Source organism: Cytobacillus citreus (assembly GCF_018343665.1).
In the GTDB taxonomy this organism is placed as follows: domain Bacteria; phylum Bacillota; class Bacilli; order Bacillales; family Cytobacillaceae; genus Cytobacillus; species Cytobacillus citreus.
The window spans coordinates 356,175-373,480 of sequence record NZ_JAGYPM010000004.1; the positions used below are offsets into that span (position 1 = coordinate 356,175).

Annotated in this window: 17 protein-coding genes; 11 read left to right on the forward strand and 6 right to left on the reverse strand. The window is 37.2% G+C overall.

Annotation, left to right across the window (positions count from 1 at the left end; translation table 11 throughout):
* Positions 1-92 precede the first annotated feature (92 nt).
* Positions 93-1,307, reverse strand: coding sequence for an MFS transporter (locus tag KHA94_RS18275; protein ID WP_213103561.1), 1,215 nt, complete (start codon positions 1,305-1,307; stop codon positions 93-95).
* A gap of 315 nt (positions 1,308-1,622) precedes the next feature.
* Between KHA94_RS18275 and KHA94_RS18280 the strand changes: the two genes are divergently transcribed.
* The gene (locus KHA94_RS18280) at positions 1,623-3,074 is read left to right on the forward strand and encodes an alanine/glycine:cation symporter family protein (protein WP_213103562.1); all 1,452 of its coding nucleotides are present in this window, start codon (positions 1,623-1,625) and stop codon (positions 3,072-3,074) included.
* A gap of 204 nt (positions 3,075-3,278) precedes the next feature.
* Positions 3,279-4,631 carry an alanine/glycine:cation symporter family protein gene (locus tag KHA94_RS18285; protein WP_213103563.1) on the forward strand — a complete coding sequence of 451 codons (1,353 nt, stop codon included), beginning with the start codon at positions 3,279-3,281 and terminating at the stop codon, positions 4,629-4,631.
* 63 nt (positions 4,632-4,694) lie between these two features.
* Here the strand turns inward: KHA94_RS18285 and KHA94_RS18290 are convergent, their stop codons facing one another.
* Positions 4,695-5,198 carry a hypothetical protein gene (locus tag KHA94_RS18290; protein ID WP_213103564.1) on the reverse strand — a complete coding sequence of 168 codons (504 nt, stop codon included), beginning with the start codon at positions 5,196-5,198 and terminating at the stop codon, positions 4,695-4,697.
* A gap of 189 nt (positions 5,199-5,387) precedes the next feature.
* On the opposite strand from KHA94_RS18290, the gene KHA94_RS18295 reads away from it, so the two are divergent.
* Together KHA94_RS18295 and KHA94_RS26315 are read left to right on the forward strand one after the other, a co-directional pair.
* Positions 5,388-6,530 carry a DEAD/DEAH box helicase gene (locus KHA94_RS18295; protein ID WP_213103565.1) on the forward strand — a complete coding sequence of 381 codons (1,143 nt, stop codon included), beginning with the start codon at positions 5,388-5,390 and terminating at the stop codon, positions 6,528-6,530.
* Between the two features lie 68 nt (positions 6,531-6,598).
* Complete coding sequence (locus tag KHA94_RS26315; protein ID WP_275950907.1) at positions 6,599-6,733, forward strand: hypothetical protein; 135 nt, start codon at positions 6,599-6,601, stop codon at positions 6,731-6,733.
* Positions 6,734-6,781: 48 nt separating this feature from the next.
* Here the strand turns inward: KHA94_RS26315 and KHA94_RS18300 are convergent, their stop codons facing one another.
* Complete coding sequence (locus tag KHA94_RS18300) at positions 6,782-8,308, reverse strand: FAD-dependent oxidoreductase (protein WP_213103566.1); 1,527 nt, start codon at positions 8,306-8,308, stop codon at positions 6,782-6,784.
* A 125-nt stretch (positions 8,309-8,433) separates the two neighbouring features.
* Positions 8,434-8,589: a hypothetical protein gene (locus tag KHA94_RS18305; RefSeq protein WP_213103567.1), complete on the reverse strand. Its 156-nt coding sequence runs from the start codon at positions 8,587-8,589 to the stop codon at positions 8,434-8,436.
* A 322-nt stretch (positions 8,590-8,911) separates the two neighbouring features.
* Between KHA94_RS18305 and rraA the strand changes: the two genes are divergently transcribed.
* Positions 8,912-9,391, forward strand: a complete 480-nt coding sequence (gene rraA / locus KHA94_RS18310) for a ribonuclease E activity regulator RraA (RefSeq protein ID WP_213103925.1) — start codon at positions 8,912-8,914, stop codon at positions 9,389-9,391.
* A gap of 186 nt (positions 9,392-9,577) precedes the next feature.
* Here the strand turns inward: rraA and KHA94_RS18315 are convergent, their stop codons facing one another.
* On the reverse strand, positions 9,578-10,495 hold the full coding sequence (locus KHA94_RS18315) for a VanW family protein (protein WP_213103568.1): 918 nt from the start codon (positions 10,493-10,495) through the stop codon (positions 9,578-9,580).
* 224 nt (positions 10,496-10,719) lie between these two features.
* Between KHA94_RS18315 and KHA94_RS18320 the strand changes: the two genes are divergently transcribed.
* From KHA94_RS18320 to KHA94_RS18340, 5 genes are all read left to right on the forward strand, one after another.
* Positions 10,720-11,064, forward strand: a complete 345-nt coding sequence (locus KHA94_RS18320) for a lmo0954 family membrane protein (protein ID WP_213103569.1) — start codon at positions 10,720-10,722, stop codon at positions 11,062-11,064.
* Positions 11,065-11,093: 29 nt separating this feature from the next.
* A complete protein-coding gene (locus KHA94_RS18325; RefSeq protein ID WP_213103570.1) occupies positions 11,094-11,741 on the forward strand; it encodes a PspA/IM30 family protein in 648 nt (215 codons plus the stop codon).
* A 425-nt stretch (positions 11,742-12,166) separates the two neighbouring features.
* Entirely contained in the window at positions 12,167-12,901 is a 735-nt protein-coding gene (liaF, locus tag KHA94_RS18330; RefSeq protein WP_213103571.1) for a cell wall-active antibiotics response protein LiaF, read from the forward strand.
* Entirely contained in the window at positions 12,898-13,944 is a 1,047-nt protein-coding gene (locus KHA94_RS18335; RefSeq protein WP_213103572.1) for a sensor histidine kinase, read from the forward strand. The genes liaF and KHA94_RS18335 overlap by 4 nt, the downstream gene beginning before the upstream one ends.
* Positions 13,937-14,575, forward strand: a complete 639-nt coding sequence (locus tag KHA94_RS18340; RefSeq protein WP_213103573.1) for a response regulator transcription factor — start codon at positions 13,937-13,939, stop codon at positions 14,573-14,575. Before KHA94_RS18335 ends, KHA94_RS18340 begins: the two co-directional genes overlap by 8 nt.
* A gap of 43 nt (positions 14,576-14,618) precedes the next feature.
* Here the strand turns inward: KHA94_RS18340 and KHA94_RS18345 are convergent, their stop codons facing one another.
* The gene (locus KHA94_RS18345; RefSeq protein ID WP_213103574.1) at positions 14,619-15,299 is read right to left on the reverse strand and encodes a DUF421 domain-containing protein; all 681 of its coding nucleotides are present in this window, start codon (positions 15,297-15,299) and stop codon (positions 14,619-14,621) included.
* A 526-nt stretch (positions 15,300-15,825) separates the two neighbouring features.
* Between KHA94_RS18345 and KHA94_RS18350 the strand changes: the two genes are divergently transcribed.
* The gene (locus KHA94_RS18350; protein ID WP_213103575.1) at positions 15,826-17,151 is read left to right on the forward strand and encodes a polysaccharide biosynthesis protein; all 1,326 of its coding nucleotides are present in this window, start codon (positions 15,826-15,828) and stop codon (positions 17,149-17,151) included.
* Positions 17,152-17,306: the final 155 nt, after the last annotated feature.

Consider the following 17,306-nt stretch of genomic DNA (forward strand, 5'->3'; position numbering starts at 1 on the left):
AGTCAAAAAAAGTTTTAATTATCTATCAATTGATTACCTATTATAAAAAAGCTGTCCCATGGATGAATATCCCAACCAAAGGACAGCTTTTTTTATACCGATTCTCTAGCTAATTTTGTTTTCGGATAACGGTTCATCGCGACTAATAATATGACGCCGCTGATGATAAGGAGAATACTTGTCGTGACAAAAACGGCAGAGAAGCCAAAATACCCAGATATGAGTCCTCCCATCATCGGCCCAATAATATTCCCGAAGAACCGCAGGCTCGTGTTATAGCCTAAGACTTCTCCTTGCATGGCAATCGGAGCCTCTTGCCTGATATAGGCGATTCGAACAGGGATGATTCCGCCAATTGTTACACCCAGAGTAAATCGAATGAATACAAGCTGCCAATAATTCGTAACAAATCCACCGGGCAAGTAGAATATTCCAGCAAGAAATAACAAAATGACAAGGACTTTGATATAGCCATATCGATCGGCTATATTTCCCCATTTTCTAGCCATTATTAAGTTTCCAATGCCTGCTGCTGAGAAGGCGATTCCTGCAAAGAACGCTAGATTTTCAGGGCCATGCAGCTCGCTCACATATAAGGATAATATCGGTTGGATGCTGAAATGTGCCATCTGAATTAATGCAGATATAAGCAGTACTGTTAACAATACAGGGTTTTTTACAATATGAAGGATGACTTCTTTGCTCGTGTAATTAGCATTTATGTCCTTCTTGCTTTGTAAAATGATCTCTTTAGTTAAAATGACAAGCATTGCGGAAATGAATATTGAAATTGAAGTCCATTTAAATGTATTTGCATAACCAAATACATCTGCTAAAACACCGCCAAGCAAGGGGCCCATTAATGAGCCAGTGATACTTCCTGTTTGCAAAGACCCCATAACCTTACCTGCAATTTCTTTAGGTGTCTGTGTTGAAATAAAAGCCTGTGACATAGATATAAAGCCAGTAAATATGCCCATAAATAACCTAAGTATAAAAAGCTGCCAAACAGAAGTGCAATAACCCATTAGAAAAATGGAAATTCCCATCCCAATTCCTGAGGCAATGAGAATTTTTTTTCTCCCATATAAATCCCCGATTCTTCCCCATATGGGGGAAAACAAAAAGGCTGTCACAAAGGTTATGGCAAAGATCCAACCTGACCAATGTTGAACATAGGTTGCTGAAAAATCGCCAAATGTTTCAATATACAATGAAATAAACGGCAAGACCATTGTCATGCTGCCAGCTACAAAGAAATTAGCGAACCACATGATGACTAAATTGCGCTTCAAATCAGGATTCATCCTTCATTAACACTTCTTTCTAGTCAATTATTTCGTTTCTCTAAATATATTATAACGAAATTTCCGAAAATTTGAAGAGTTATACGTTTTATCGAAAATGGAGGATAGAAACATAGCAAAAAAAATAAAAAAGTATTGTATTATAACAGTTTTTATTTTATAATTTCTTTACTATAACAGAATAATTTTTTATTAGGAATATAGGATTATTGACAATTGTAAACTTGAAAAAATAATGATTGTTTTATTTTTACGGTTGTTTTATAATTCTTAATAGATAAAAGATTCAGAATATACAAAAGAGGGGGCAGGCATTTGGAGGATTTTGTTAAATGGTTGAATGATATTTTATGGAGTGCACCAGTCATTTACATCTGTCTAGGTGTAGGATTATTATTCTCAATCTTTACTAGGTTTCTGCAGGTTAGACATATTAAAGACATGATCATGCTCATGTTTAAAGGAAAAAGTTCTGAAGCGGGCGTTTCTTCTTTCCAGGCCTTATCTATTGCTCTTTCTGGCCGCGTAGGAACTGGGAATATTGCGGGCACTGCTACTGCTATCGCAATGGGAGGACCAGGGGCGGTATTCTGGATGTGGGCTATGGCCTTCATCGGTGCAGCAACTGCTTATGTAGAGTCGACATTAGCGCAAATTTACAAAGTAAAGAAAGATGGTCAATATCGTGGGGGCCCTGCATTCTATATTGAAAAAGGTATGGGTGTTAAATGGTTTGCCGTTCTATTCGCTATTTCTGCCATTCTGGCATTGTCTTTTTTAATGCCAGGTATTCAATCAAATTCAATTGCAGCAGGAATGGAGAATGCATTTAATATTCCAACCTGGATCACTGGTTTATTTATCATAGCATTATTAGGATTTATTATTTTTGGTGGAGTAAAACGTATTGCTAATGTTGCGCAATTAGTAGTTCCATTTATGGCAATTGGATATATTCTTGTAGCACTTATTATTATGGTCTTAAATATTGGCGAAGTAGGCAGTGTTTTCGCCCTTATTTTCAAAAGTGCCTTTGGTGCAGAATCAATGTTTGGTGGTCTTGTTGGTAGTGCAATTGCCTGGGGAGTAAAGCGTGGAATCTACTCAAATGAAGCAGGACAAGGTACAGGTCCTCATGCTGCAGCAGCCGCCGAAGTATCCCACCCTGCTAAACAAGGTTTAGTGCAAGCGTTTTCAGTTTATGTTGATACATTATTAGTTTGTTCAGCAACAGCATTTATGATTCTATTTACAGGAACGTTTAATACAGTCGGTCCCGATGGAGAGACGATGATCGTAAATCAGCTTCCTGGTGTTGAGGCTGGTCCTGGGTATACACAGGCAGCTGTTGAAACAGCTCTCCCTGGCTTTGGAGCTGGATTCGTTGCAATTTCTCTATTCTTCTTTGCCTTTACGACAATAATGGCATACTATTATATGTCAGAAACGAACGTTACTTACTTGTTTAAAAATGCAAAATGGCCAACGTTTATTTTGAAAATTGTCCTGTTAGTTTCAACTTTCTACGGTGCTGTTAGAACAGCAGATCTTGCATGGGCATTTGGGGATGCGGGATTAGGGATAATGGTTTGGTTGAATATGATTGCCATAGTCATTCTAGCAAAACCAGCATTAGTCGCCTTAAAGGATTATGAACAACAGAAGAAACAAGGTCTCGACCCTGTGTTTAACTCAACAAAGCTTGGCATTAAAAATGCCGACTATTGGGAAAACGGGTATCAAGAGGAAAAAGAGAAAGTATCATAATAAATAGAAGAGATGCTTTAGCATATGCTTAGCATCTCTTTTCATTACCGGTCCTCAAAATGAAATATATTGTGATAATTTTTAGAATAAAATATAATTATCATAAAATAAAAAATATTCAAATGCAAAAAGGGGGATTCTACATCGGGAAATAGTTGATCATCAAGTGCTTGAATAAAACTAACATAAAAAAGGAGTAACAGTATGGCTGATATTCTAACAAAAATAGCAGATTTTGTTTGGGGGCCACCCTTATTAATTCTTTTAGTTGGAACAGGACTTTTTCTTACAATTCGACTTGGCTTTATGCAGTTTAGCAGCCTTCCATATGCTCTTAAACTTGCCTTTTCTAAGAACCAAGATCAAACCTCTGAAGGTGATATTTCACATTTCCAATCCTTAATGACTGCTTTAGCCGCTACAATCGGTACAGGAAATATTGCTGGTGTTGCCACAGCGGTTGTTTTAGGAGGTCCAGGTGCAATATTTTGGATGTGGATTACAGCCCTTGTCGGAATGGCAACGAAATATGCTGAAGCAATCCTTGCAGTAAAATACCGTACAGTTGGAAAACGTGGCGAAATGGCTGGCGGACCGATGTACTATATTGAAAAAGGATTAGGCTGGAAATGGCTTGCTGTTTTGTTCGCATTCTTCGGTTCAATTGCTGCATTTGGTATAGGAAGTTCAGTCCAATCGAATTCCGTAGCAGCTGCAGTAGAGTCTAGCTTTGGTATCAATCCTTGGATAACAGGCATTATTTTAACGGTAGGAACAGGTCTTGTTGTTGTAGGTGGGATTAAAAGTATAGGTAAAGTTACTTCTCTTATGGTTCCTTTCATGGCCATCTTTTACATTGTAGGCGGACTTATTATCATATTATTAAATGTAAGTGAACTACCTGCTGCTATAGGTCTTATTTTTACAGATGCATTTACTGGACAAGCTATGGCAGGTGGGGCAATTGGGTCAGTAATCCGATATGGTGTAGCACGTGGTGTATTCTCAAATGAAGCTGGTATGGGATCAGCACCAATTGCTGCAGCTGCAGCAAAAACTGACCATCCGGGACGTCAGGCTCTTATTTCCATGACTGGTACCTTCATTGATACGGTTGTCGTTTGTTCAATAACTGGAATAACTCTAGTTATGGGAGGGTTATATGTAAATGGCGATGTAACTGGTGCTGCATTAACGACACAAACATTTGATCAATTGTTACCTGGTGTTGGTGGCTGGGTCGTTACAATTGGATTAATCTTTTTTGCTTATTCAACAGTATTGGGATGGGCATATTATGGTGAAAAATGTTTTGAATACTTATTTGGCATCAAGTCAATCGTATGGTATCGTATCATTTACACTTTAACTGTATTCATTGGAGCAGGTGCAAGTCTTGGATTAGTTTGGACGGTTGCAGACATATTTAATGCATTAATGGCAGTTCCAAACTTAATTGGACTTCTCTTCCTATCTGGTGTTGTCGTTGCTGAAACAAAGGCTTTCAAAAAAATCAGAGCAGAGGAAAAGGCAAAAAAGAGTGGAGCAGCAGCTTAATAATAATGCTTTTAACAGTGTCTAACTAAGTGATAGGCACTTAGAAGAGAAGAGGGTGAGTACCTATTTTTTTGTATAGGTACTTACCCTTTTTTTATTGTACACCAGGAAATTATAATTTTCGCTATCTGTTGATAGAAGTTTATGTATGCCCAAATCCTTTGACAAGTTCTTAGAGTTTAAATGACTATTAATTGTAAAAAAATAGGTATTGTTTTCATCATCATAGATCATGATGTAAGGATTTTCGCCAATAGGAAAAATAATATTCATTTCGTCAACTAGAGTGTGAATCCATTGATTTTGAACTTGAAGAGGAGGATCAAGAGGAATTCTAACAATCAGTCCTTTTTTTGGAAGGGGATTAATATTCTTATAAATACCTGCGATGTTGGTCAAAAATTTCTCCGCTTCAAATTGAATAGTCGCTGTTATCGGTATTTCCTTAATCACTTTTCCCTTCTCTAAATGGAATATTTCGATCATATGACTTTGATTTTGTGCATGAATATGTACAGAAAAAACAAGTAACCCTATAAACAATAAGGCAATAATCTTTCGGATCATCGGATTCACCTCATTCACCTCATTCATAATATGACCCAAGGGCTATGCTGTTATTCCTTTCATAAGACAGACTAAGACTAGACATCTTTAGCTTGATAGGCTAGTATCAGTAGCGATACTGTTTTTAATAAAAATAATAATAAAGAAATCATTCGATATACATACATTACTAAGCTAAAGGAGCACTTTATGACACAGACTCTAATTAATCAATTAAAGCCATTTTTACAAGAAGTGTGGAAAAAATCGGAATTCAATCAACCAACAACCGTTCAGACAAAAGCCATTCCAGTAGCTATTGAGGGAAAAGATGTGATGGCAGAATCACCAACTGGTACTGGAAAGACCCTTGCTTATTTACTTCCAGTTTTAGAGAAAGTGAATGCAGATAAGAAGGCTGTACAAGCTGTCATTATTGCACCATCTCAGGAGCTTGTTATGCAAATATTGCAGGAGATTCAAAAGTGGGGAGAAGGCAGTGGCATCCGTGCAGCATCCTTTATCGGTGGTGCGAATGTGAAGAGACAGCTGGAAAAATTAAAAAAGCATCCACATATTGCTGTTGGAACACCGGGAAGAATGCTGGAATTAATTAAACAGAAAAAGCTAAAAATGCATGAAGTCAGGACTGTCGTGCTTGATGAGGTAGATCAGCTGCTTATTCATGAGCATTTGGAAACAATTCGTCAGATCATGAAATCAACATTGAGTGAAAGACAAACGATTCTTTTTTCTGCAACTTTGCCAAAAGGAATTGAGCAGCTTGCAGTGGAGCTAACAAATGATCCTGTCATCATCCGAGTTGAAAAAGATGAGACCATTCATGCGGCAGAGGTTGATCATATTTATTTCGTTGCAGAGCAAAGAGACAAACTCATGATGCTCGAAAAAATTTCTAGACTTGAATCCATTAAAGCACTCGTTTTCGTGAGAGATATAGGGAATCTTACGGTCATGTCAGAAAAATTAGCCTATAAAAACATTCATACCAGCTTTCTTCACAGTGATTTAAATAAAACAGACCGTCAAAAATCTTTACAGGATTTCCGTACAGGCAAAACAAAAATGCTGCTTGCAACAGATGTGGCTGCAAGAGGATTAGATATTAAAGATGTGACACATGTTGTCCATTTCGATTTCCCTAAGGATCTTCAACAATATGTTCACCGTTCAGGCAGAACAGGCAGATTCGGGGCGAGTGGGGTGGTTATATCACTTGTAACGGAAAGAGAGGAACGTGAGCTAAAGAAATTTGCGAATGAGCTTCGTATTCAAGCAAATAAAAAAGTGATGCGCGGTGGAAAAATTGTCGATCCAAATGAGACGAAATAATCCCTGAATAATGTAGCGATAATCGCTCATACTACTTTTTGAGAAATAGAAAAGGGGTAAAGACAATTATGGGCAGAAAAAAACTTGGAAATGCAAATGCACAGCGAAATAATAATGTTAAAAAGGGAAACCGCACAAGTTCTGAATTAGTTGAATTTACAACGGGGCAAGAAAAATCGCAAAAGAATCTCCGTCAAGAGTAAAAGAACAGAAAAATCCTCTTTCACATGGAAGAGGATTTTTCTATTTACTTAATCAAGATCAACCTTTCTCAATGGCCTTTTCGTTGGTCCGTTCAATACTTCACCATCATACGTATATCGTGATCCATGGCAAGGGCAATCCCATGTTCGCTCAGCATCATTCCAGTGTGTTTCACAGCCCATATGTGTACATGTTGTATCGACCAGATGCAGTTTTCCTTCCTTATCACGGTAAGCTCCTGCTCTTTTTCCATTCACCATGACGACGGCGCCCTCATCATTTTCTAAGTCTCTAGGTTCTTTTGGAGCTACTTCAAGTTTTCCACTTATCAAATGTCCGGCTACATCGGTATTAATCGAGATGATTTGCTTTATGCTAGGGTCTGCTTGGAATCTCGATGGATCAAATAATTCACGATACCTATTTTCTTTTTCAGTGATAATATCCTTCAATAGCATTGCTGCAAAAGTTCCGTTTGTCATTCCCCATTTTCGGAAGCCTGTGGCAACAAGAATATTTTGATTAGTAGAAGTTATTGGGCCGATATATGGTACTTTATCAAGTGTTACTAAGTCCTGTGCAGACCAGCGATATGGGAATTCGTTAATTCCGAGCACCTCTTCGGCAAAGCCTTCGAGTGCCTCATAATGCTTCATCATATCAATGCCCTGACCTGTTTTATGACCTTCGCCACCAACAAGTATTAATTTTTCATCATTAAAAGGGGTATATCTTAATGAACGAGTAGGCTCATCAGCACTATAATACATTCCACCAGGGTAATCCATTTTTGATTTTACCCCAAGGACGTAGGATCTGCTTACATACATTCTTGCAAAATAGAAGCCCATCATATCCACAAATGGAAAGTGAGAGGCAACAATTACATGTTTGCAGTTTACTCGATGGCCATCCCTCGTAATGACGACCGGATGATCGTTTTCCCCTATATCTGTTGCAGTCGTTTTTTCATAAACAATTCCACCAGCTTCAATGAAATCCTCCAATAATTTTTTCATATATTTTACAGGATGAAATTGAGCTTGATTATTCATGACAATGGTGGCCTTGGTTTTAATATCAAAAGGGATGCCATCTACAAGGCTGCCATTAATCCCAAGCTTTTGATAGGCATCCATTTCGGTTTCTATTTTTTTTGCATACTTATCAGAAGTGGCATATATAAATGCTTGTTCTTCACTAAAGTCGCAATCTATACCTTTTTCCTTCACCTTGTTGCTAATAAAATTAATTGCACTGCTTTCCGCCTCATAATAAAGCTTGGCTTTCTCAACTCCGAAATGGTTGATGAGTTCGTCATAAATCAATCCATGCTGGGCCGTTAGTTTCGCTGTTGTATGGCCTGTTGTTCCGGTTAGAATATTTCCAGCATCTAGAATAGCTACTTTTAAACCTTCTTTTATTAGAAGATATCCAGCGGTAATTCCAGTAATTCCACCTCCAACAATTGCTACATCAACAGAAGTATGCTCCTTTAGCTTTTCGAATGAGGGCAGAGGGAATTCTCTCCAATAAGACTCTGGGAACTGCGGCATTTTATTATTTGATGTCATATCTTTCCTCCTATAAGCTTCTACATTGTCATACGTAATTTTTCCAATTGCATTCATTTGTATACAGTATTAGGAAGTAAGGAGGAATTAAAAAAGCTGGCTACACAAAATAGCCAGTTCTTGTTTCAATCTTTCTTCTCAAAATCTTCATTTTGGGGTATTGGATCGATAGAACTTGAGTGTTCCTGATTTGTTGCATTATTAATAAAGTAGAAAAGTAAAATACCGACGATACCTAATGAAATAACAAAGCCTATTGTTGTAATGAGCATTAAAACCATGAGCTAACCTCCCTTATCATGCGAACGATATCATTTGCGTTAAGGATTTATTGGAGAAGAGAGAGTTTCATAAATACGTGAAAATATGGATATTCAATATAAATATATGCTTTAAGATTATTTATTTTGACAATAAAAAAGGGAATATTGCCACAAGGAATGAATTAAACATGTATATATTGCTGCCGTAATGACTTATCGTACTCTTAGCAAAAAGGGAAATGTAAGTAATTTTATACACATAAGTGAATTTTCCTTGACTATCTAGATTCAGCCGAAAGCCAAGCTTTTTTAGGGATTTATTAATTTGGAGGGATAAATGATGAAATGGAAAACAACAGATATTTGTGATGAATTCGGAATGGATTTAGAAGTATGTCAGCAGGAGTTTCATTCATATGGAGGTAAGAAACAATTTTTCGGCCCTATTTCGACAGTTAGAGTATTTGAAGATAATGTGTTAGTCGAGGAATCTCTCGAAACGATACCAGAAGGAAATGTACTTATTGTCGATGGGGGAGGATCGAAAAGATATGCCTTGCTGGGAGATCGCCTAGGTGAAATCGCTGTAAGGAGAAAGCTTGCAGGTGTGATCATTAATGGTTGTGTAAGAGATACAGCTGACCTTGCTCAGCTTGATGTGGGTATTCTAGCAATTAGAAGCAATCCATTAAGAAGCAAAAAAGATGGAAAAGGCGACTTAGGCATTACAGTTACATTCGGGGGTATTGATTGGAGACCGGGAGAATATGTATATGCAGATGAAGATGGAGTAGTTGTGGGTCCTAAAAGACTTCTGTAAACATTCAAAAGTTGATTAAGGGAAGGCTCCGTTTGTAAGCTTTACGGCAGATAGAATTTTCTAGTCAGGTGGGGCAGCATCCCACCTGACTCTTCTATGTTTCAGCTGGATTAAACGAATTACTTAAGAGAAGCAATGTTTTTACAAATAAAATTACTCCTTTGTACATGCACTCTCAAAGACACTCTAATTCATTTCCTTTGTAGGAATTTCTTCTGGAAGCATCTTTGAAGCTCCTGGAACGAATCTTGGTTCATAATCAATTTCATCTGAGGAAAATATTCGGATAATCATTTGTCCACCTATAGCCTTGGCACGAATTAGCAACGGAAAGCTATATTTATTTTTAAAGCTGAAATCCGGTCCGTACCAGCTTACAGTTGCATCCCGGCCAGGAGGAACGTACGGAACTTTTTTGGAGTGTGAATAACGCTCAATCATGACTAAACCAGCTCGATCAGCTGCATTAAATAGGGTCGAAGATACTTGGCAAATCCCGCCTCCGATATCTTCTGCTAATTCCCCTCTTACGATAACAGGCGCACGCATATATCCTCGTTCCTTCGTTCTTTTTCCGACAATCCGATTAAAGGAAAAGGTTTCACCTGGGAATAGTACATAGTTATTAATCGCTTCGGTTGCTAAAGAAATATTATGAGAACGTGCTTTATTATTCTCGTTATAATAAGTGACATATTGACCAATTTGTTTAACTCGAATATGCAGCAGCATATCCCGATCAACACGTGGATGAATTGGAAGAGTAGGAACCTCAATGGTAGAAGGATTGGAGTTATAAAAATATGTATAAAATAAATCGTTAAAAGCCCTTCGATGCAGTCTGCTCCCTAATTGTTCCTCAATTACCCTTCCTGTATGATCAATAAAAGCATTTCTTGGTGGAATATATGTCAGTTTGTCGATTTTATCAAGGAGTTCATTATAATTTGATAAATTTATTAATGGAATACCAGGCTGGGGAATTAAATAGTCTGACCGATTGATAATCGTTAAAACTTCTCCTTTGCTTTCAATCAACAAGTCATTCTGAGCATAACTTGGTTGAATCAATAGTAAAAGTCCGCAAAGCCACTTAAAGTTCATGTTCTCCTTCACACCTCCTATCACTAGTATGGATTAGTCATTACATTTCATGTAAATGAACTTTTAAATCTAATATCGCTAACTGCCTTTCTGCTTCAAATACGATCTCCCACTTCCGACCACTAATTTGCTACGTCTCAGGTCCTAGCTAAAAATAAAGCTCAAGCTCGTTATTGAAAGCAAGAAATAAAGGTAAGATGTAATCAAGAAAGGAGGAAACGAAAATGAAAAAATTCGCTTTACTTTTAGCAGGAGGGATTGCAGCGATTGTGCTGTTATCGAATTTAGGTTCGATAATCGGTCTAGCAATTAGCATCGCGATTTTATACCTCGTGTTTAAACAATTTGTAAAAACAGATTCAACACTCATGAAGATTGGCTGGGGAATCATTGGATTAATGGCACTGATGGCATCTGCTTCTAATATCCCGGCAATACTTGGAATTGCAGCAGCATATGTCCTTTACCTTGTATATAAAAAATGGAATAAATCAAAAACAGCAGTAGTAGAAGAAAACGACCCTTTCGCCAATTTTGAAAAGCAATGGGGAGAAATAAAAAAGAACTAACCTAAAATGTTCTAAAGGAGAGATAGAAAATGACAAATTTATTTACTCGTATTAAAAATTCAGTATTAGCAGATATCAATGAAGTATTGGATAAAAAGGAGAAGAAAAATCCGATTGCATTATTAAACCAATATCTTCGTGAGTGCGAGCTTGAGACCGAAAAAGTCCGTAAGCTGTTAGAGCGTCAATATACTTTAAAAGAAGAGTTTAGCCGTGAATACCGTCAAGCAGAGGAATTAGCAGGAAAACGGAAGCGTCAAGCGGAAATCGCTTCACAAGCTGGAGAAAATGAATTGTACTTATTTGCTTCCAAAGAGCAAGCAAATTATGAAGATCGTGCAGCTCGCTTAAAGGATGCACTAAATCAGGCTGTTCAGCAGCTTGCTGATCTAGAAAGAAAATATGAAGAAATGAAGCATAAACTGAAAGACATGCATATTCGTCGTATGGAATTAATGGGAAGAGAGAATATGACTCGTGCGGAAGTGAAAATGAATCAAGTGCTTAATAATGACACTTATTCAAATCAATCATACTCTCGTTTCCAAGAAATTGAATCTTATTTAGATCGCTTAGAGCATCAAGTAAATAGCTCTTATCATAGCAGCACAATTGATGCTCGAATTGTACAAATTGAAAAAGATATGAAAAACAAAGAAACTCATTCTATTTCATAGGGGAAACATGGTATTCTAAAAAGGCGTAGGACAACTACGCCTTTTTGAAGCTATTAGAAAGTATCATTTTTTTAGTAAGAGAAATGTCTGTTCCACAATCTGATCTTAATTCGTTCCGAAGGCGATTGCGCTTCTAAGCTAATAGGTAAGTTTAAGTTTATTAACGTACTAAAGTAAAAGTGTATGTTCAATTAAATATCTGCTAATAAGATCGCATAAAAAAACTAAGGCATTCGCCAAAAACTTGGCGAACGCCAAGTTTTTCTAAGCTAATAAGAAAGTATATGTTTATTAACGTATTAAAGCAAAGTGTGATTTCAATTAAATATCTGCTAATAAGATCGCATAAGAAAAACTAAGGCATTCGCCAAAAACTTGGCGAACGCCAAGTTTTTCTAATAATCACACAGAAGGGAGGAAGCCCGATGAAAAATAGAATAAAAAGCGAATACATTAGTTGGATTTTATTACTAGGAATTATCGTCCTCTTCTTAGAATTTTCCTTTTTTAACCGGGGATTGATTTTCTCCCTTCTAGTTGACGTTGGGATGATATATTTCGGTAGGAAATGGAAGGATCGTTCATTAGGAAAAATTTTGTTTTGGCTCGGTATCATTTTATTGATTATTAGTATTTTTAGTATGATAACAATTAAATTTTTCCTGCTTGCCATCTTAATTCATTTCTTTATCCAATTTATCCAGGCGAAGAAAAAAACTGAGCATATTAAGCCAGTTATTAAGGAACCAAGCATAAAACTAGAAAAAGAGACTGTCATAAAGAAAAAACCTCTCTTTTCTAACCACTTATTTGGGCAGCAAAAAACACCTGATCATGTATATGAGTGGAACGATGTCAATATTCAAACAGGAATCGGGGATACGATAATCGACTTAAGTTATACAGTTCTTCCGAAAGGGGAAACGGTTATTTTTATCCGAAATTTTATAGGCAATGTTCAGGTTCTTGTCCCATATGATATCGAAATTAGTGTTAATCACTCTGTAATTGCGGGTTCAACTGAAGTATTTGAAAACCAAGAATCGAAAATAATTAACCAAGCAATACAGGTACAAACTCCTCTGTATGATCAAGCAGAACAGCGTATCAAAATCTTCACTTCAATCTTTGTTGGCGATTTAGAGGTGAAGCGAGTATGAATACTGTTCAGCGGCAAATCGGTTCGGGAGTTATCATGTCCATCATAATCTGTGCAATCTTTATTGCTTCTTTTCTTTTCCGCTTTCCTCTTATTGATTGGAATATGTTATGGGAAACAGATGTCATGGATATCCCATTTATCATCTTCGTTCCAAGTGTAAGTATTGTTATAGGTATCCTCTTTGGCCTAGTATCAGGATTTTATTGGAGAAAACAGATCCATGATGTAGATAATTGGCTATATCAAATCGAAGAGGGGCGCCAAATTGATTTAAAAGATATGAATACTTCTGGAGATCTTGAGTCTATTGTAAACAGAATAGGGAAGATCCAAAAACAAATCACCGAGCAGGCAAAATTATCACAAAAGCTAGCTACTGAAAAAGCAGAGGATATTGAGAATCGGATGCAGGAAATAATTTCACAGGAAAGAAATCGGTTAGCAAGGGAACTCCATGATTCTGTAAGTCAGCAGCTATTCGCAGCATCCATGCTGATGTCTGCTATTAATGAAGCAAAGCCTCAGACAGATGAGAGAGAAACGAAGCAATTAAAAATGGTAGAGGAAATGATTCACCAATCGCAGCTCGAAATGAGAGCGCTTCTCCTTCATTTAAGGCCTGTTGCGTTAAAAGGAAAATCACTTCAAGAAGGAATAAAAGAATTACTGATTGAATTATCTCAAAAAGTAAATATGGAAATAAAATGGAAAATAGAGAATTTCCCTCTTGATAAAGGAATCGAGGATCATCTATTCCGAATTCTTCAAGAGTCTGTTTCCAATACCCTTCGTCACGCAAAATCAACGATGCTTGAAGTCTTACTGATTCAGAGAGACGATTTCGTTATTTTACGCATAGTTGATGATGGTATTGGTTTTGATGTTGAAGAAGCAAAAGCAGGATCCTATGGCCTTCAAAATATGTATGAAAGAGCAGTTGAAGTTGGAGGAACAATCAAAATTATTAGTTTGAAAAATAACGGAACACGCCTTGAAGTAAAGGTTCCTATAATGAAGCAAGAGGGTGAAGCCAATGATTAAAGTATTATTTGTTGATGATCATGAAATGGTGAGAATTGGGGTTTCTTCTTACTTGTCTGCACAACCGGATATTGAAGTGATCGGTGAGGCTGACAATGGAAGAACAGCGATTGATCTGGCTTTGAGCTTGCGTCCAGATATTATCTTAATGGATTTAGTCATGAAGGAAATGGACGGAATTGAGGCAACAAGGAATATAATTGAACAATGGCCTGAAGCAAAAATCATTATAGTCACAAGTTTCCTTGATGACGAAAAGGTTTATCCAGCATTAGAAGCGGGAGCAACAAGCTATATGCTGAAAACCTCAAAAGCTAGCGAAATAGCTGAAGCTGTCCGTTCTACATTTCGTGGGCAATCTGTACTTGAACCAGAAGTAACTGGAAAAATGATGGTGAAAATGAGACAGAAAAAACAGCAGCTTCCCCATGAAGAACTTACCGATAGGGAAATGGAAATTCTCCTTCTCATGACAGAAGGGAAAACAAACCAGGAAATTGCAGATGAATTGTTTATTGCCCTAAAAACGGTTAAAACGCATGTAAGCAATATACTAAGCAAGCTGCAAGTTCAGGACCGTACTCAGGCTGTTATCTATGCTTTTAAGCATTCTTTGGTAGACAATAACTAAAGCGAGCAAAACGAGCGGTGTCTGAAGCCGCTCGTAGGCACTTTTAGTCATGTATTGATTGTACAAAAATACCGTCTCCTTCTTGCCATTCGGCTAAAAAGACATCTTCATAATTCGTAACACCTTTAGAAATAAGTTGATTTTTTAACCAAGATTCGTCAAAGCCAAGGTCCTTTAATTCGTCCCATAGGATGGCTCCATCGCGAATAAGTGTTACAGGCATGTAAACAGTTTGTGTGGGGAAATTAAAATTCTCCTGTTTTGTTTTTTGATATCGTGATTTTTTTAGGATGCTGAGTGATCCATTTCCCTCTAAATAGCAAAAAGCAACCTCCCTAATAGAAAAAGTTTCGCTTTCACGAAGCAAGCCCTGAAGCTGATTTATATTCAATCTGCTTTTCTTCAATCCTTCTTTATCGATAACCCCGTTTTTGATAAGTGCAATTGGTTTTCCATGGGTAAGCCCACGGAAAAATAAAAATTTACGATCAAGGTATTCCACAGTAAGTAACATAGCCCCCCATAAGCTCATTGAATAAATAATATAAAAAACACCGATCTTTTCCTCATACATCGCATTTCCAAGCATTTCGCTTAAGGCAATTGATGTAATAAATGTAAAAGGCGAAATTTGATTTATTATTTTTCGACCTACAATCTTCACGATAATAAACATAAAAATGAAGGCAACAACAAGGTCAAGCGTTATATGTTTTAAGCTCAATTCTCTAAGGCTCCCATCTAAAGTAATAAAAACAAGGCAATGTTAACTCCCCTGTTGATTTTCGCTGCAGGCACTAAAGCGTAGCGGGCGGTCCGGAAGCCTCCTCGTCGAAGAGCGCTCCTGCGGGGTCTCCCTTTGACTCGCTTCTCCCGCAGGACGATGAATAATCTTCCCCGTATAATCACCGCGCTAAGGAAATGCGAGTGCATTTTTGAGGCTCTCGCGCCTGCAGCGAAAATCAACAACAAAATAGCATTATCAACACTGGGCTTTAACTCAGCAAAAATTAAAAGAACTAAACCCTATTTTCCTCAGGTTAACGGGTTAGAATTCCCAACTGATTAATGTTCCACTTTATTAGTAATGAACCTATCCGTTAAAAATATGAGTGTAATAACTCATTCATCTATGTTTTTCTAATGCGAAAAGAAAAACAATTTAATATTTTATGGACTTGTCTCATATCTTATACAGAATACGAACTCGGCAATTTGCCGTGCAAACTAGGCTTATGAGGAGAGGCAAAATGAATAAATTTTTCAGGGGAACATTATTGCTTGCTGTTGCTGCCTTTGCTGGTGAATGCATTGAATTTTTGGTGAATATTGTTTTGGCAAGGGAGTTAGGGGAAAGAGGACTAGGCATGTATATGTCCATTTTGCCGACAATTTTTTTAATTGTGCTGCTAGCAAGCTTTGAACTGCCAATCGCTATTTCAAAATTTATAGCTGAAAAGGATAATAAATATCATTACAGCATGCTTAACCATGTTATTAAATTGACCATCATTTTCACAGCAATACTACTGCCGCTGGCGATCATGATTATTCCGTTTATTTCCGTATTTAATCAGTATCACCCATATCTCAGATGGATTGTAGTTGCCTTCATTCCAATTGTTTCTTTTTCCTCCATAACAAGAGGATTTTTTATGGGGAAGCAGCAGATGGGGAAAATCGCTACTTATAATTTTGTGAGGAAGATTGTTCAGCTTATTTTATTAGTTTTCCTCTATCAATTCTTTCAATTTGATACGGAAACTGCGGTTTTTATCGCGTTTTGTACATTTATTGGCAGTGAGGTTGTCGTCTTTTTGTACCTCTTACACATGTTTATTATCCAATTCCAGCAGGTGAAAAGGGAACCGAGTGTAAGAATGAGCGGTGGAACAGTGTGGAAAAGTTTAATGGCTGTTTCCATTCCAACTACTGCTTTAAGAGTATTTCATGCCTTGACACATGCTTTCGAGCCATTTCTTATAAAAGCAGCTTTGTTACAAGCTGGTGTTAGTGGTATTGTGGCAACGGAGCATTTTGGCATGCTTGCAGGAATTGCAATGACGATTGGCTTTTTCCCTGCCTTTATTGCACATTCTTTTTTAATAATGCTTATCCCAACTGTTTCGGAAGCTTATGCTGAGAAAAATAAAGAAAAGCTTCAAATCCTTCTCCAGCAAGTATGCGGTATTACATTCATATACGGAATTCCAGCAGTTACTCTTTTTTATTTATTTGCTGAGCCTATTGCAGTAAACTTTTTCCACTCATCTGATGCAGCCATTTACTTGCAAATGCTCTGGCCATTCTTCCTGCTTCATTATTTCATTATTCCAATGCAAGCTTTTTTAATCGGACTAGGTTTAATGAAAGAGGCAGTCTATCATTTCGTTTGGTCAACGGTAGTTTCCTTTACTGTCATGTATGTTCTTGGTTCCATGCAAAGCTTTCAAATGGATGGAATCATTATAGGTATGAATGCAGGAGCAGTCGTCTTATTCCTCATGCACTATTTAACTATATGTAAAAAAATTGGAGTTAGCATGCTGCTTGCTCCAGTTAAGGAATTTCATTAAGAAAGCCATTTTCTGTGTGAAAATGAAATTGTCGTCAGATTCGTTGAGTAAGCCTTGATGTACGAAGTAATCACCAGCGCAGCGAAATAAAACCGACGACATTTTACATACAAGGTCGAGAGTGGATACTTATGATTGTTTTTTAAAACTAAAAG

What these genes read in the sequence shown, in the direction of transcription:
- KHA94_RS18275 (WP_213103561.1), bottom strand. Translation starts at nt 1,307, where the DNA reads ATGAATCCTGATTTGAAGCGCAATTTAGTCATCATGTGGTTCGCTAAT.
- KHA94_RS18285 (WP_213103563.1), top strand. Translation starts at nt 3,279, where the DNA reads ATGGCTGATATTCTAACAAAAATAGCAGATTTTGTTTGGGGGCCACCC.
- KHA94_RS18290 (WP_213103564.1), bottom strand. Translation starts at nt 5,198, where the DNA reads ATGATCCGAAAGATTATTGCCTTATTGTTTATAGGGTTACTTGTTTTT.
- KHA94_RS18295 (WP_213103565.1), top strand. Translation starts at nt 5,388, where the DNA reads ATGACACAGACTCTAATTAATCAATTAAAGCCATTTTTACAAGAAGTG.
- KHA94_RS26315 (WP_275950907.1), top strand. Translation starts at nt 6,599, where the DNA reads ATGGGCAGAAAAAAACTTGGAAATGCAAATGCACAGCGAAATAATAAT.
- KHA94_RS18300 (WP_213103566.1), bottom strand. Translation starts at nt 8,308, where the DNA reads ATGACATCAAATAATAAAATGCCGCAGTTCCCAGAGTCTTATTGGAGA.
- KHA94_RS18305 (WP_213103567.1), bottom strand. Translation starts at nt 8,589, where the DNA reads ATGGTTTTAATGCTCATTACAACAATAGGCTTTGTTATTTCATTAGGT.
- rraA (WP_213103925.1), top strand. Translation starts at nt 8,912, where the DNA reads ATGAAATGGAAAACAACAGATATTTGTGATGAATTCGGAATGGATTTA.
- KHA94_RS18315 (WP_213103568.1), bottom strand. Translation starts at nt 10,495, where the DNA reads ATGAACTTTAAGTGGCTTTGCGGACTTTTACTATTGATTCAACCAAGT.
- KHA94_RS18320 (WP_213103569.1), top strand. Translation starts at nt 10,720, where the DNA reads ATGAAAAAATTCGCTTTACTTTTAGCAGGAGGGATTGCAGCGATTGTG.
- KHA94_RS18325 (WP_213103570.1), top strand. Translation starts at nt 11,094, where the DNA reads ATGACAAATTTATTTACTCGTATTAAAAATTCAGTATTAGCAGATATC.
- liaF (WP_213103571.1), top strand. Translation starts at nt 12,167, where the DNA reads ATGAAAAATAGAATAAAAAGCGAATACATTAGTTGGATTTTATTACTA.
- KHA94_RS18335 (WP_213103572.1), top strand. Translation starts at nt 12,898, where the DNA reads ATGAATACTGTTCAGCGGCAAATCGGTTCGGGAGTTATCATGTCCATC.
- KHA94_RS18340 (WP_213103573.1), top strand. Translation starts at nt 13,937, where the DNA reads ATGATTAAAGTATTATTTGTTGATGATCATGAAATGGTGAGAATTGGG.
- KHA94_RS18350 (WP_213103575.1), top strand. Translation starts at nt 15,826, where the DNA reads ATGAATAAATTTTTCAGGGGAACATTATTGCTTGCTGTTGCTGCCTTT.